The 13122-nt window shown below is 68.7% G+C and carries 16 protein-coding genes; 7 read left to right on the forward strand and 9 right to left on the reverse strand.

Going from position 1 to position 13122, the window contains the following annotated elements; genetic code table 11:
• Positions 1 to 39: 39 nt before the first annotated feature.
• The 4 genes from ACKTT0_RS09645 (at position 40) to lipA (ending at position 2928) form a co-directional block, all read left to right on the forward strand.
• A complete protein-coding gene (locus ACKTT0_RS09645; protein ID WP_407849684.1) occupies positions 40 to 906 on the forward strand; it encodes a D-amino acid aminotransferase in 867 nt (288 codons plus the stop codon).
• Positions 907 to 927: 21 nt separating this feature from the next.
• Entirely contained in the window at positions 928 to 1203 is a 276-nt protein-coding gene (locus ACKTT0_RS09650) for a YbeD family protein (RefSeq protein ID WP_028354439.1), read from the forward strand.
• A gap of 17 nt (positions 1204 to 1220) precedes the next feature.
• Complete coding sequence (gene lipB / locus ACKTT0_RS09655; RefSeq protein WP_407849685.1) at positions 1221 to 1862, forward strand: lipoyl(octanoyl) transferase LipB; 642 nt, start codon at positions 1221 to 1223, stop codon at positions 1860 to 1862.
• A 67-nt stretch (positions 1863 to 1929) separates the two neighbouring features.
• On the forward strand, positions 1930 to 2928 hold the full coding sequence (gene lipA, locus ACKTT0_RS09660) for a lipoyl synthase (RefSeq protein ID WP_407849686.1): 999 nt from the start codon (positions 1930 to 1932) through the stop codon (positions 2926 to 2928).
• A gap of 241 nt (positions 2929 to 3169) precedes the next feature.
• Here the strand turns inward: lipA and rfbC are convergent, their stop codons facing one another.
• The 4 genes from rfbC to ACKTT0_RS09680 are packed head-to-tail and all read right to left on the reverse strand — an operon-like array spanning position 3170 to position 6255.
• On the reverse strand, positions 3170 to 3715 hold the full coding sequence (rfbC, locus tag ACKTT0_RS09665; RefSeq protein WP_407849687.1) for a dTDP-4-dehydrorhamnose 3,5-epimerase: 546 nt from the start codon (positions 3713 to 3715) through the stop codon (positions 3170 to 3172).
• Positions 3712 to 4620 (reverse strand): dTDP-4-dehydrorhamnose reductase, encoded by a 909-nt coding sequence (rfbD, locus tag ACKTT0_RS09670; protein ID WP_407849688.1) that lies wholly within the window; start codon positions 4618 to 4620, stop codon positions 3712 to 3714. Before rfbD ends, rfbC begins: the two co-directional genes overlap by 4 nt.
• On the reverse strand, positions 4617 to 5678 hold the full coding sequence (gene rfbB / locus ACKTT0_RS09675) for a dTDP-glucose 4,6-dehydratase (RefSeq protein ID WP_407849689.1): 1062 nt from the start codon (positions 5676 to 5678) through the stop codon (positions 4617 to 4619). The genes rfbD and rfbB overlap by 4 nt, the downstream gene beginning before the upstream one ends.
• Positions 5679 to 5694: 16 nt before the next feature.
• The gene (locus ACKTT0_RS09680) at positions 5695 to 6255 is read right to left on the reverse strand and encodes a cob(I)yrinic acid a,c-diamide adenosyltransferase (protein WP_028354434.1); all 561 of its coding nucleotides are present in this window, start codon (positions 6253 to 6255) and stop codon (positions 5695 to 5697) included.
• Between the two features lie 135 nt (positions 6256 to 6390).
• Between ACKTT0_RS09680 and ACKTT0_RS09685 the strand changes: the two genes are divergently transcribed.
• Entirely contained in the window at positions 6391 to 6723 is a 333-nt protein-coding gene (locus tag ACKTT0_RS09685) for a copper-binding protein (protein WP_407849691.1), read from the forward strand.
• Positions 6724 to 6753: 30 nt separating this feature from the next.
• Here ACKTT0_RS09685 and hslU read toward each other — a convergent pair whose 3' ends face one another.
• The 5 genes from hslU to ACKTT0_RS09710 form a co-directional block, all read right to left on the reverse strand.
• Positions 6754 to 8088 carry an ATP-dependent protease ATPase subunit HslU gene (gene hslU, locus ACKTT0_RS09690; protein ID WP_407849692.1) on the reverse strand — a complete coding sequence of 445 codons (1335 nt, stop codon included), beginning with the start codon at positions 8086 to 8088 and terminating at the stop codon, positions 6754 to 6756.
• Positions 8089 to 8127: 39 nt separating this feature from the next.
• Entirely contained in the window at positions 8128 to 8667 is a 540-nt protein-coding gene (gene hslV, locus ACKTT0_RS09695) for an ATP-dependent protease subunit HslV (protein WP_407849693.1), read from the reverse strand.
• Positions 8668 to 8830: 163 nt separating this feature from the next.
• Positions 8831 to 9295: an RNA polymerase-binding protein DksA gene (gene dksA, locus ACKTT0_RS09700; protein WP_012251620.1), complete on the reverse strand. Its 465-nt coding sequence runs from the start codon at positions 9293 to 9295 to the stop codon at positions 8831 to 8833.
• Between the two features lie 56 nt (positions 9296 to 9351).
• Positions 9352 to 10458 (reverse strand): CobW family GTP-binding protein, encoded by a 1107-nt coding sequence (locus ACKTT0_RS09705; protein ID WP_407849694.1) that lies wholly within the window; start codon positions 10456 to 10458, stop codon positions 9352 to 9354.
• A gap of 240 nt (positions 10459 to 10698) precedes the next feature.
• Positions 10699 to 11205, reverse strand: coding sequence for a Fur family transcriptional regulator (locus tag ACKTT0_RS09710; protein WP_407849695.1), 507 nt, complete (start codon positions 11203 to 11205; stop codon positions 10699 to 10701).
• A gap of 304 nt (positions 11206 to 11509) precedes the next feature.
• Here ACKTT0_RS09710 and ACKTT0_RS09715 point away from each other — a divergent pair, with 304 nt between their 5' ends.
• Complete coding sequence (locus ACKTT0_RS09715) at positions 11510 to 12247, forward strand: metal ABC transporter ATP-binding protein (RefSeq protein WP_407849696.1); 738 nt, start codon at positions 11510 to 11512, stop codon at positions 12245 to 12247.
• 44 nt (positions 12248 to 12291) lie between these two features.
• Positions 12292 to 13119: a metal ABC transporter permease gene (locus ACKTT0_RS09720; protein ID WP_407852406.1), complete on the forward strand. Its 828-nt coding sequence runs from the start codon at positions 12292 to 12294 to the stop codon at positions 13117 to 13119.
• Positions 13120 to 13122 lie beyond the last annotated feature (3 nt).

The following is a 13122-nucleotide window of genomic DNA, read 5'->3' on the forward strand; positions in this document are numbered from 1 at the left end:
GCGGGCGTGCCGCCCCTTTTTCCTTTTGAGGAGCCATCCATGATTCCGGGCATGCCGGGCGACAGCCAGGTGTATCTCAACGGCGAGTTCATGCGGGCCGACGAGGCCAAGATCTCGGTACTGGACCGCGGGTTCATTTTCGGCGACGGCATCTACGAGGTGGTGCCGGTCTACGACGGCAAGCCGTTCCGCATGACCGAGCACCTCGACCGCCTGGATCGCAGCCTGAAGGCGCTGCGCATCGCGCAGCCGATGGAACGCGCGGCCTGGGTCGACCTGATCGGCCAGCTGGCCAGCCGTTCGGCCACGCCCACCTGCATCGTGTACCTGCAGGTCACGCGCGGCGTCTACAAGCGCGACCACGCTTTCCCGGCGCAGGCCGTGTCGCCGACCGTGTTCGGCATGGCCACGGTGTTCAACCCGCCCTCGGCGGCGCAGCGCGAACAGGGCATCAGCCTGATCGGCATCCCCGACGAGCGCTGGCTGCACTGCGAGATCAAGTCGGTCTCGCTGCTGGGCAACGTGCTGGCGCGCCAGCAGGCGGTCGAGGCTGGCGCGGACGAAGTCGCGCAGTTCCGCGACGGCTTCCTGACCGAAGGCTCGTCGAGCAATATCTGGGTGGTGTCGGGCGGCAAGCTGCTGGCGCCGCCGAAGAACAACCTCATCCTGGAAGGCATCCGCTACGGCCTGATGGGCGAGCTGGCGGCCGAGGCCGGCATCCCGTTCGAGGCGCGCCGCATCACCGAGGACGAAGTGGCCGCCGCCGACGAGCTGCTGGTGACCTCGGCCACCAAGGAGGTGTTGCCGGCCACGTCCTTCAACGGCAAGCCGGTGGGCAGCGGCAAACCCGGCCCCGTTTATGCCCGGATCCGCGCGGGTTATGATGCCCGTATCGCCGCCCTGTAGGCCCGACGCGGCCGATCCGCCATGCACCATATCCCGCCCGAAGACTCGCTGATCGAGTACCCGTCCGACTTTCCCATCAAAGTCATGGGCAAGCAGCATCCCGATTTCGCGCAGACCATGACCGACGTGGTGCTGCAGTTCGATCCGGAATTCGATCCGGCCACGGTCGAGATGCGGCCCAGCAAGGGCGGCAACTACATCGGCCTGACCTTCACCGTGCGCGCCACCTCGCGCGAGCAGCTCGACAACCTGTATCGGGCGCTGCACGGGCACCCCATGGTGTCGATCGTCCTGTAGGCGGCCGGGCGCATGCCATGATCAAGTGGTTGCCCCGGCCGGCGGACTACACGCCGGTATGGCAGGCCATGCGGGCGTTCACCGCCGCGCGGCATGCCGGCACGGCCGACCAGGTCTGGCTGTGCGAGCACGCGCCCGTCTACACGCTGGGCCAGGCCGGCAAGCCCGAACACCTGCTCAATCCCGGCGCCATTCCGGTGGTGCAGTGCGATCGCGGCGGCCAGGTCACGTACCACGGCCCCGGCCAGGTGGTGGCGTATGCCTTGTTCGACCTGCGGCGCGCCGGCCTGTTCGTGCGCGAATACGTGCAGCTGCTCGAAGCGGCGGCCATCGGCACATTGGCCGACTTCGGCATCGCCGGCGCCTGCCGCAAACCTGGTGCGCCGGGCGTATACGTGCCGCAGGGGCCGGCCGGCGAACTGGCCAAGATCGCCGCGCTGGGCATCAAGATCCGCAACGGCTACGCCTATCACGGCGTGGCGCTGAACGTCGACATGGACCTGGCGCCGTTCCTGGGCATCAATCCCTGCGGCTATGAAGGCCTGCGCACTGTCGACATGGCTGTATGCGGCGCGCGGCACGACCTGGCGGCCGTGGGCGAGCGCCTGGCGGCCCGCCTGCTGGCCGCGCTGCCGCGGCCGCTGGACGCAACGCGCTAAAATGCCTTTTTCTCTCGGATCGCGCGGTGTTTTCCCGAACGGCGAGCGGTCAAGACGAAGGTGACGAATGTCCACGCTCGAGCCCTCCCTTTCCTCGAACGAATCGCAGGCCGCCGCGCCGGCCGCCTACGATGCCACGCAGAAGCAGAAGTCGCAGGCCAAGACCGCGCGCATTCCCATCAAGATCGTGCCGGCCGAGCGCCTGAAGAAGCCCGAGTGGATCCGCGTCAAGGCGGCCGCGCCGGGCTCGCGCTTCTACGACATCAAGCGCATCCTGCGCGAGCACAACCTGCACACCGTCTGTGAAGAGGCCTCGTGCCCCAACATCGGCGAATGCTTCGGCAAGGGCACGGCCACGTTCATGATCATGGGCGACAAGTGCACGCGCCGCTGCCCGTTCTGCGACGTGGGGCATGGCCGGCCCGATCCGCTCGATGCCAGCGAGCCCGAGAACCTGGCGCGCACCATCGCGGCGCTCAAGCTGTCGTACGTGGTGATCACCTCGGTCGACCGCGACGACCTGCGCGACGGCGGTGCCGCCCATTTCGTCGACTGCATCTCGCGCATCCGCGCCCTGTCGCCCAGCACGCGCATCGAGGTCCTGGTGCCCGATTTCCGCGGCCGCCTGGAACGCGCATTGGCCATCCTGAACGCCGGCCCGCCCGATGTCATGAACCACAACCTGGAAACCGTGCCGCGCCTGTACAAGCAGGCGCGCCCGGGCTCCGACTATGCGCATTCGCTGAAGCTGCTGGCCGAGTTCAAGCAGCTGCATCCCGAAGTGCCGACCAAGTCCGGCCTGATGCTGGGCCTGGGCGAAACCGACGAGGAAATCCTGCAGGTCATGCGCGACATGCGCGCCCATGGCGTGGACATGCTCACCATTGGCCAGTACCTGCAGCCGTCGGAACACCACCTGCCGGTGCTGCGCTACGCGCACCCGGACACCTTCGCCATGTTCGAGCGCGAAGCCTACGCCATGGGCTTCTCGCACGCGGCGGTGGGCGCCATGGTGCGTTCGTCGTACCACGCCGACGAGCAGGCGCACGCGGCCGGCGTCAACTGAACGCGGCGCAACTACGCAGCATCTATCCAGGTGTCAGACACCGGAAGGTGTCTGACACCGCCGCGATGCAACGCCATCCAGGTGTTCACAAGTGTCAGCCACCCTGCGGTGTCTGACGCCTCCGCCCTGCAACGCGCTCCAGGTGTCAGACACCCCATGCGGCGGTCGTTGCCTGCGTGGGGCGTCTCGCGGGGTGTCTGACACCTTCCGAGACACCTTCCCAGCCCGCTTGCCCTGCCGCTTACGGATACGTCTCCGCGTCCGCCAGCGCCAGCCCGCGCTCGTCTTTCTGCGACACGATCACGTCCGTCGTGCGCGGCCACTCGATGCCGATGGCCGGGTCGTCCCAGCGCAGGCAGCGCTCGTGCTGCGGGGCATAGTAGTCGGTGGCCTTGTACAGGGTCTCGGCGGCGTCCGACAGCACCATGAACCCGTGCGCGAAGCCCTCCGGTATCCATAGCTGGCGCTTGTTGTCGGCCGACAGCAGGGCGCCGGCCCAGCGTCCGAAGGTGGGCGAGGACTGGCGCAAGTCCACCGCCACGTCGTAGACCTCGCCGACGATCGCGCGCACCAGCTTGGCCTGCGGCTGGTGGATCTGGTAATGCAGGCCGCGCACCACGTGGCGCGCCGAGCGCGAATGGTTGTCTTGCACGAAGCGCGGCCGGCGCCCGAGCGCGGCTTCGAAGCGCGCGGCGTTGTAGCTCTCGTAGAAGAAGCCGCGCGCGTCGCTGAATACATCCGGCTCGATCAGCACGACATCGGGAATGGCCAGGGGCGTGATTTTCATGAGGCGTCGGACAGGGCGTCGAACGGGCGGGTCAGACAGTCTACCGTGCGGTCCAGGTGCACGGTCCAGTCCGGCAGATCCAGCCCCAGCGCGCCGGACAGCAGGCCGGTATCCAGCAGCGAATTGCGCGGCCGCGGCGCGGGCAGGGGATAGTCCTCCGTGGCGATGGCGCGGATGCGCTCGGGCCGCAGCCGCAGCGGCGCGCCGTTGCGGCGGGCCCGCTCGACCGTGCGGCGCGCCAGGTCGTGCCAGCTGGCGCGTCCGGCCGCGCTCAGGTGGTACAGCCCCTCGTCCAGCTGTTGCCGGCCGTAGGCGGCCAGCGCCAGCGCGGTCACGTCGGCGATCAGCTCGGCCGAGGTGGGGGCGCCGTGCTGGTCGTCCACCACGCGCAGCTCGTCGCGCTCGCGCGCCAGCCGCAGCACCGTCTTGACGAAATTGCGGCCGTGCGCGCCGTATACCCAGCTGGTGCGCAAGACCACCGCGCGGCAGCCGCTGGCCCGGATGGCTTCTTCGCCGGCCAGCTTCGAGCGACCGTATTCATTGAGCGGCGCGGCGGCATCGGTTTCGCGATAGGCGTCCGCCTTCAGGCCGTCGAAGACATAGTCGGTGGAATAGTGCAGCAGCAGCGCGTCGTGCTGCCGCGCGTGCGCGGCCAGCACCGCCACCGCCTCGGCGTTGACGCGGAAGGCCTCGCCCGGATGCTCCTGTGCGCGGTCGACCGCCGTGTGCGCGGCGGCATTCACGATCACCCGCGGCGCCTGCGCCTGCAGCAGGGCCCGCAGCGCGTCCAGGTCGGCCAGGTCCGCCTGCGCGCGCGGCGGCGCCGCCACGCCGCCCAGCGGCAGCAGCGTGCGCCGCAACGCGTTGCCTACCTGGCCGGTGGCGCCGAGCAAGAGTATCTTCATGGCGTGTATTGGGTCTGGATCCACTGGCGATAGGCGCCGCCCGCCACGTCCGCCACCCATTGGGCATGGTCCAGGTACCACTGCACGGTGGCGCGCAGCCCCGACTCGAAGTCGTGCGCCGGGCGCCAACCCAGCTCGCGCTGGATCTTGCCGGCGTCGATGGCATAGCGCCGGTCGTGGCCCGGCCGGTCGCGCACGAAGGTGATCAGCTCGTGGTACGAGCGCCCGCCGTCGCGGGGCCGGCAGGCGTCGAGCAGGGCGCACAGCGCTTGCGCCACCTGCAGGTTGCTGCGTTCCTGGCCGGCGCCGATATGGTAAGCCTGCCCGGGCTCGCCAGCCTGCAGGACGCGGCGCAGCCCGGCGCAGTGGTCCTCGACATACAGCCAGTCGCGCACATGGGCGCCGTCTCCGTACAGCGGCAGCGGCTGGCCGGCCAGCGCGCGGTGGATCAGCAGCGGGATCAGCTTTTCGGGGAACTGGCGCGGGCCGTAGTTGTTGGGGCAATGCGAGGTCAGCACCGGCAGCCCGTAGGTGTGCCCGTAGGCCCGCACCAGGTGGTCGGCGGCCGCCTTGCTGGCGGAATAGGGGTTGTTGGGACGGTACGGATCGCCTTCGGCGAAGGCCGGCGCGCCGGGCGCCAGCGACCCGTAGACCTCGTCGGTGGACACTTGCAGGTAGCGGAACGCATCGCGCGCCTCGCCCGCCAGGGTGTTCCAGTAGGCGCGCACCGCTTCCAGCAGCTGGAAGGTGCCCGCGACGTTGGTCTGGATGAAGGCCTCGGGTCCGCGGATGGCGCGGTCGACGTGCGATTCGGCGGCGAAGTTCAGCACCGCGCGAGGCTGGTGCCTGCGCAGCAGGTCGGCCACCAGCGCGGCGTCGGCGATGTCGCCCTGCACGAACAGATGGCGAGGGTCGCCCCGCAGGCTCGCCAGGTTGCCGGCGTGGCCGGCATAGGTGAGCTTGTCGAGGTTGATGACCGGCTCATCGGTCCGGCCGAGCCAGTCCAGCACGAAGTTCGCGCCGATGAAGCCCGCGCCGCCGGTGACGAGAATGCTCATGGAAGATCCGATCGCCCTAGGGTTGCACGCGCGAATGCTTGCTGGTCCAGAATACATCGCCCGTGCCCTGGGCGCGGTTCAGGTGCCGCGCCAGCACGAACATCAGGTCCGACAGCCGGTTCAGGTACTGTCGCGCCGGGGCATTGACGGGTTCGTCGCGGCCCAGTGCCACCACCGAACGCTCGGCGCGGCGCGCCACGGTGCGGGCCAGGTGCGCCAGCGCGGCTGCGCGGCCGCCCCCCGGCAGGATGAACTCGCGCAGCGGCGGCAGGGCCTCGTTGTACTGCGCCAGGCGCTGGTCCAGGAAGGCGAGCTGGTCTGGCTCGATGGCCGTGTGGCCGGGAATGCAGAGTTCGGCGCCCAGGTCGAACAGGTCGTGCTGGATGGTGTCCAGGTCGGCCTGGACCGCATCGGGCAGGGGTTCGGCGCGCAGCAGGCCGATGACGCTGTTCAGCTCGTCCACGTCGCCCAGCGCGGCGATGCGCGGCGCGTCTTTCGGCGTGCGGCTGCCGTCGCCCAGGCCGGTGGTGCCATCGTCGCCGGTGCGGGTGGCGATGGCGGAGAGTCGGTTGCCCATTGCGGATTCCTTGGGTCTGGAGGTGTTGTCGAGCGGACAAAGCCCTAGTGTAGTGCCGGGCCCGGCCGCGCGAACGCGTTATCCTGTACCTGTACGGACGGCGCCGTTTGCCGGCGCCGCAGGCAACAAGGAGCAATGCAGATGAAACGAGCGCGCACAATGGGGGCCCTGGCGCTGCTGGCCGCCGCGGGACTGGCCCTGTGGGCCGCCGGTCCGGCGCCCGCCCAGGCGGCTTCCCAGGAGACGCAGGCCACGGCCAGCGCCAGCGGCGAGGTGCGCCGGGTGGACGCCGCGGCCGGCAAGGTGACGATCAAGCACGGCGAGATCTCGGCCCTGGGCCTGCCCGCCATGACCCTGGTGTACCAGGCCGAGCCCGCCAAGCTGGCCGGCATCAAGCCAGGCGACAGCGTGCGCTTCACGGCCACGCGCAAGAACGGCAGCTACGTCGTCACGGAAATCAGCAAGTAACGCGGCGCGGCCCGCGGGGCCGCGCCCTGGCTACAGCACGTAGCGCGCCAGGTCCTGGCTGGCGGCGGCCTCCGACAGCTGCGCATCCACGTAGGCGGCATCGACCTTGATCGTCTTGCCGCTGCTGGCGGCGGCGTCGAACGACAGCTCTTCCAGCAGTTTTTCCATGACCGTGTACAGGCGCCGCGCACCGATGTTCTCGGTGCGCTCGTTGACCGAGAACGCCAGCTCGGCCAGCCGTTCGATGCCGTCCTGCGTGAAGTCCAGCTGCACCTCTTCGGTGGCCAGCAGCGCCGAGTATTGCTTGATCAGCGAGGCGTCGGTGTCCGACAGGATGCGCACGAAGTCCTGGGCCGACAGCGATTCCAGCTCGACGCGGATCGGAAAGCGTCCCTGCAGTTCGGGGATCAGGTCCGACGGGCGCGACAGGTGGAAAGCGCCGGAGGCGATGAACAGGATGTGGTCGGTACGCACCATGCCGTAGCGGGTGTTGACCGTGGTGCCTTCCACCAGCGGCAGCAGGTCGCGCTGCACGCCCTGGCGCGAGACGTCCGCGCCGCCGGTTTCCTGGCGCGCGGCGATCTTGTCGATTTCGTCGAGGAACACGATGCCGTTCTGCTCGACATTGGCGATGGCGGCGGTGCGCAGGTCGTCTTCGTTGATGCGCTTGGCGGCCTCTTCTTCGACGATCAGCTTGAAGGCTTCCCGGACCTTCATTTTCTTGGGCTTTTTCTTGTCGCGCGCCAGGCCGGCGAACATGCCGCGCAGCTGTTCGGCCATTTCTTCCATGCCGGGCGGCGTCATGACGTCCATCTGCGGCATGGGCTGGGCGATCTCGATCTCGACTTCCAGGTCGTCGATCTTGCCCTCGCGCAAGCGCTTGCGGAACGTCTGGCGGGCGCTGCCTTCCTCGCCGCGGTCCGGCTCGCCGGCGGCATTGCGCGCGGGCGGCACCAGCACGTCGAGGATGCGGTCCTCGGCGGCGTCTTCGGCCTGGGTGCGCACGCGGCGCATCTCCAGTTCGCGCGTCTGCTTGATGGAGTATTCGGTCAGGTCGCGGATGATGGTGTCGACATCGCGCCCCACGTAGCCGACCTCGGTGAACTTGGTGGCCTCGATCTTGATGAAGGGCGCGTTGGCCAGCTTGGCCAGGCGGCGCGCGATCTCGGTCTTGCCCACGCCGGTGGGCCCGATCATCAGGATGTTCTTGGGATGGATCTCGTGGCGCAGCGGCTCGGCCACCTGCTGGCGGCGCCAGCGGTTGCGCAGGGCCACGGCCACCGCGCGCTTGGCGCGGTTCTGGCCGATGATGTATTTATCGAGTTCGGAGACGATTTCTCCGGGGGTCATGGTGGATGCGGACATAAAGCGGAATCCTTGCTGCGGCCGGCCTGCGCCGGCGGCTTATTCGCCCAGGGTTTCGATGACGTGGTTCTGGTTGGTGTAGATGCAGATGTCGCCGGCGATCTCCAGCGATTGCTTGACGATCTCCTGGGGCGACAGCTCGGTGTTGCGCAGCAGCGCCAGGGCGGCCGACTGGGCGTAGGCGCCGCCCGAGCCGATGGCGGCCAGGCCGTGCTCGGGTTCGAGGACGTCGCCGTTGCCGGTCAGCACCAGGGTGTGCTCGGCGTCGGCCACGATCAGCATGGCCTCCAGGCGGCGCAGCACGCGGTCGGTGCGCCAGTCGCGGGTCAGTTCGACCGCGGCGCGCATCAGGTTGCCCTGGTGTTTTTCCAGCTTTGCTTCGAAGCGTTCCTGCAAGGTGAAGGCATCGGCCGTGGCGCCGGCGAAGCCGGCCAGGATCTTGTCGTGGTACAGGCGGCGGATCTTGCGGGCCGTACCCTTGATGACGACGTTGCCCAGGGTGACCTGGCCATCGCCGCCCAGCGCGACGCGGTTGCCGCGGCGCACGCAGACGATGGTGGTGGCGTGAAATTGTTCCATGCTTTCCTTCCTATGAAGGCCCTAGCTGGGGGCGAAGCGCAGGATTTCAAGGCGCGGCGGCCGCGGCCGCGCCGTCCATTATCCACCCGGCAGCGGAATGGAAAAGGGCCGCCGCGATGCTTCGCGGCGGCCCTGGCAAGCGGGCGATAAAGCAGGGACGGGCTCAGTCGCCGTACAGCTTCTGGCGCATTTCGCGCCGTTCCTGTGCTTCGAGCGACAGGGTGGCGGTGGGGCGGGCCAGCAGGCGGGGAATGCCGATGGGTTCGCCGGTTTCCTCGCACCAGCCGTATTCGCCGCTGTCGATGCGGGCAATAGACTGTTGCACTTTCTTGAGCAGCTTGCGCTCGCGGTCGCGGGTGCGCAGCTCGAGCGCGTGTTCTTCCTCGATGGTGGCGCGGTCGGCCGGGTCGGGCACGAACTGGGTTTCGCGCAGGTGCTCGGTGGTCTCGCCGGCGTTGGCCAGGATGTCCTGTTCGAGTTGCTTGAGCCGTTCCTTGAAGAACGCCAGCTGGCGCTCGTTCATGTAGTCGGACTCGGGCATGGCCAGCAATTCTTCCTCGCTGGGCAGATCAATCGCCGTATCGCTCGTCGACTTGCTTGATTTTTTGGTTGCTGCCTTGGTAGCCATGAAAACACTCCACTATGAATCGATCCTGGCGCGGGTCGCGCGTCGGGATGGCGGCATTAGCCTGCCAGGCACTGCTCCAAGCCCCGGGTGAAAATCTCCTGGGGCAGCTTGCGGCCGATGAAGACCATTTTGGTGAATGGCTTTTCGGCCGCGGTCCACGGCTTGCCGGGTTCGGCGCCCATCATCATGTGCACGCCCTGGAACAGCATGCGGCGGTTGATGCCCTTCATGTACAGGATGCCTTTGTAGCGCATCAGGTCGGGGCCGTATACCTGCACCACGCCACCCAGGAATTCCTCGAGCCGCGCGGGATCGAAGGGCTTGTTGGAGCGGAAGACGAACGCGCCGATTTCGTCGTCGTGGTGGTGGTGATGATGGTGGTGATCGTGATGGCAATGGTCGCCGCATTCGCCTTCGTGGTCATGATCGTGGTCGTGGCCATGGTCATGCCCGTGGGCGTGGCTGTGCGCGGCGTCGGGGTGTTCATCGGCCAGGAAGTCCGGGTCGATGTCGAGAATGGAATTCAGGTTGAAGCCGCTGATGTCGATGATGGACTTCAGGTCGGCGTCGCCGAAGTTGACCGGCGAGATGGGCGCGCGCGGGTTGATGCGCACCAGCCGGGCGCGCAGCGCTTCGTAGTCGGCCTCGTTGACCAGGTCTTTCTTCGAGACCAGGATGCGGTCGGCGAAGCCGACCTGCTTCTGGGCTTCGGTCTGGGCGTCGAGCGTGGCCATGCCGTGCTTGGCGTCCACCACGGTGACCACCGCATCCAGGCGGTAGTACTCGGCGATCTCGTCGTCCATGAAGAACGTCTGGCATACCGGGCCGGGGTTGGCCATGCCGGTGGTCTCGAGGATGACGCGTTCGAAGCTGAGCTGGCCGGCCTCGCGCTTGGCGCGCAGGTCGGCCAGGGTGCGCATCAGGTCGCCGCGCACGGTGCAGCACACGCAGCCGTTGCTGAGCTCGATGATCTCTTCGTCGCTGTCCTGCACGAGCAGATCGTTGTCGATGCTTTCCGGCCCGAATTCGTTCTCGATGACCGCGACGCGCCGGCCGTGGTATTCGGTGAGGATGCGCTTGAGCAGGGTGGTCTTGCCCGCACCGAGAAAGCCGGTGAGGATGGTGACGGGAACCATTTTGTCCAAACTGCGCTGGGTATTCATGGCAAGGCGAAAGCTGAAGGCGCGGAGGCGCAGGGGCGCGGCTCGGGCGCGGACTACGGGCGGCCGCTGTTGCGGCCGGACGCAGGATTACAGCACAGTAAGGGCGGGGGGGCAAACCCCGGGCCAACCCTGGCAAATGCCCTGGCGGAGCGACCGGAAACGGTGCCGCAATCCAATAGATAAGGTTATATGGGGATGTATTGCGGAAATTCAAGCCGCGCGCTTTTTCCGCTTGCCGACTCAGTGCGTATGGCCGTGGTGATGCGTCGCGTCAGCGGGCTGCTTCTGTTGGCACTGTGGGCACAGCGCGCGGATTTCCGTCTCGTGCGTGGCCAGCGCGAAGCCGGTGCGCGCCACCCGTTCGGCCAATTGGCGGCTCATGGCGGGGTCGCTGACTTCGGCCACGGCGCCGCAGCCGGTGCATACCACCAGCAGGTCGTGTGGCGCGCCGGCCGCGTCATGGCAAGCCGTCCAGGCATTGACCGCGTCCAGGCGGTGGATCAGCCCCTCGTCCATCAGGAAGTCGAGCGCGCGGTAGACGGTGGGCGGCGCCGCGCCCGGATGCACGGCGCGCATGGCGTCGAGCAGTTCATACGCCTTCAGGCTGCGGCCGTGCCGCAGCAGCAGTTCCAGCACCTTGCGGCGAATGGGGGTCAGGCGCCGGCCGCGCTGCGCACAGAGCGACTCGGCGGTGCGCAATTGCTCGCCTATGGGGTCGGAACGGGTCGAGCGGGAGGAAGTAGACATCGGCGGCCGGGCAGTGCGGGAATTTACGCGAAGGTAGCAGAAAACGCGGCCGGCGGGGACTGCCGGCGTGGCGGCGTGCCATATTTGTTATGATATAACATTGTGTTTGCTAATGGGCCGGCTCAGGCCCGCCGCCGCACCCTTTGCTTCCGAGTATGTCTCACAATGTTTCGGCCGTCTGCGCCCGGCCTCTCCGCTCCGCCTTGCGTGCCTCGGCCGCCGGCCGGCTGGTCGTCGCCCTGGCCGCCGCCGCGGCGCTGTGGGCGCTGACGGGCTGGGCACTGGGCTGGTGGGGGGGCGCCTGATGGCCGGCTGGTCGGATGCCGACCCCGGCACGCCGGTCATCGCGCTGCACGACGCCGCGTTCGGCTGGCGTGGGCAGCCCGCCGTACGCGCCGTCTCGGGCGGCTTCGCGCGCGGTTCGATGACGGCCATCGCGGGGCCGAACGGCGCCGGCAAATCCACCCTGGTCAAGGGCATCATGGGCCTGTTGCGGCCGTTGGCCGGCACGGTGCGGGTGGCCGCGGCCGAACGCGCGCGCCTGGCCTGGCTGCCGCAGGCCGCCGACCTGGACCGCGGCTTTCCCGTCACCGTGCTGGACATGGTGGCCATGGGGGGCTGGCGCCGCGTCGGGGCCTGGCGCGGCTTCGGACGGCAGGAGACCCGGCGCGCCTGGCAGGCCCTGGAAACCGTCGGCCTGGCCGGCGAGGCCGGGCGCATCGTCGGCACGCTGTCGGGCGGGCAGATGCAGCGGGCGCTGTTCGCGCGCCTGCTGGTGCAGGATGCCCAGGTGCTGCTGCTGGACGAACCCTTCGCCGCCGTCGACAGCGACACCGCCGACACGCTGATGCGATTGTTGTGCGGCCTGCACCGGGAAGGCCGCACGGTGATCGCGGTCCTGCATGATCTGGGCTTGGTGCGGCGCCATTTCTCGCAGACCTTGCTGCTGGCCGGGCGGCCGGTGGCCTGGGGGGCCACCGGCGAGGTACTGACGGCCGCCAACCTGTGCGCCGCGCGCGGCGCCGCGGAGCCGTGGCTGTGAGCCTGTTCGACTGGGCCGTCGCGCCATTCCTCGACTATGGGTTCATGCGCCGCGCCCTGGCGGGCACTTGCGCGGCGGCGTTCGGCGCCGCGCCCCTCGGCGTGTTCCTGGTACTGCGCCGCATGAGCCTGATGGGCGACGCGATGTCGCACGCCATCCTGCCCGGCGTGGCGGCGGGCTTCCTGCTGGCCGGCCTGTCATGGGGCGCGATGTTGCTGGGCGGCCTGGCCACTGGCCTGGCGGTCGCGCTGCTGGCGGGCCTGGTAGCGCGCCTGACGCCGTTGCGCGAAGACGCCAGCTTTGCCGCGTTCTATTTGATATCGCTCGGCCTGGGCGTGCTGCTGGTGTCGGCGCGCGGCTCGAACATGGATCTGCTGCATGTGCTGTTCGGCACCGTGCTGGGGCTGGACGACGCGGCCCTGCTGCTGGTGACCAGCGCGGCCAGCGCGACGCTGCTGGTCCTGGCTGCCCTGTACCGCCTGCTGGTGGCGGAATGCCTGGATCCGGGCTTCCTGCGCGCCAGCGGGGGCGGGGGCGCGCTGGCGCACATGATCTTCCTGGTGCTGGTGGTGCTGAACCTGGTGGCCGGCTTCCAGGTGCTGGGCACGCTGATGGTGGTGGGCATGATGATGCTGCCCGCCGCGGCGGCGCGCTTCTGGCTGCCCACGGCGGCCGCGCAGATCGCGCTGGCCGCGGTCCTGGGCGTGGTCGCGGGCATCGCCGGGCTGTTGGTCTCGTACCACTACAACCTGCCCGCCTCGCCGGCCATCATCCTGGCGGCGGGGCTGCTCTACCTGGTGTCCGTCGCCTGCGGTGCGCAAGGCGGCCTGCTGCACCACCTGGTCTGGCATCGCCGGCCGTCATACCGCTGAATG

This window comes from Bordetella saccharivorans (genome assembly GCF_045862855.1).
In the GTDB taxonomy this organism is placed as follows: Bacteria; Pseudomonadota; Gammaproteobacteria; order Burkholderiales; family Burkholderiaceae_B; genus Bordetella_A; species Bordetella_A petrii_F.

Coding starts and splice junctions, on each gene's coding strand:
- hslV (WP_407849693.1), bottom strand. CDS start 8,667: ATGGAACAATTTCACGCCACCACCATCGTCTGCGTGCGCCGCGGCAAC.
- ACKTT0_RS09705 (WP_407849694.1), bottom strand. CDS start 10,458: ATGAATACCCAGCGCAGTTTGGACAAAATGGTTCCCGTCACCATCCTC.
- lipB (WP_407849685.1), top strand. CDS start 1,221: ATGATCAAGTGGTTGCCCCGGCCGGCGGACTACACGCCGGTATGGCAG.
- ACKTT0_RS09680 (WP_028354434.1), bottom strand. CDS start 6,255: ATGGGCAACCGACTCTCCGCCATCGCCACCCGCACCGGCGACGATGGC.
- ACKTT0_RS09645 (WP_407849684.1), top strand. CDS start 40: ATGATTCCGGGCATGCCGGGCGACAGCCAGGTGTATCTCAACGGCGAG.
- ACKTT0_RS09685 (WP_407849691.1), top strand. CDS start 6,391: ATGCAGATGAAACGAGCGCGCACAATGGGGGCCCTGGCGCTGCTGGCC.
- dksA (WP_012251620.1), bottom strand. CDS start 9,295: ATGGCTACCAAGGCAGCAACCAAAAAATCAAGCAAGTCGACGAGCGAT.
- rfbD (WP_407849688.1), bottom strand. CDS start 4,620: ATGAAGATACTCTTGCTCGGCGCCACCGGCCAGGTAGGCAACGCGTTG.
- hslU (WP_407849692.1), bottom strand. CDS start 8,088: ATGTCCGCATCCACCATGACCCCCGGAGAAATCGTCTCCGAACTCGAT.
- ACKTT0_RS09710 (WP_407849695.1), bottom strand. CDS start 11,205: ATGTCTACTTCCTCCCGCTCGACCCGTTCCGACCCCATAGGCGAGCAA.
- ACKTT0_RS09715 (WP_407849696.1), top strand. CDS start 11,510: ATGGCCGGCTGGTCGGATGCCGACCCCGGCACGCCGGTCATCGCGCTG.
- ACKTT0_RS09720 (WP_407852406.1), top strand. CDS start 12,292: ATGCGCCGCGCCCTGGCGGGCACTTGCGCGGCGGCGTTCGGCGCCGCG.
- lipA (WP_407849686.1), top strand. CDS start 1,930: ATGTCCACGCTCGAGCCCTCCCTTTCCTCGAACGAATCGCAGGCCGCC.
- rfbC (WP_407849687.1), bottom strand. CDS start 3,715: ATGAAAATCACGCCCCTGGCCATTCCCGATGTCGTGCTGATCGAGCCG.
- rfbB (WP_407849689.1), bottom strand. CDS start 5,678: ATGAGCATTCTCGTCACCGGCGGCGCGGGCTTCATCGGCGCGAACTTC.
- ACKTT0_RS09650 (WP_028354439.1), top strand. CDS start 928: ATGCACCATATCCCGCCCGAAGACTCGCTGATCGAGTACCCGTCCGAC.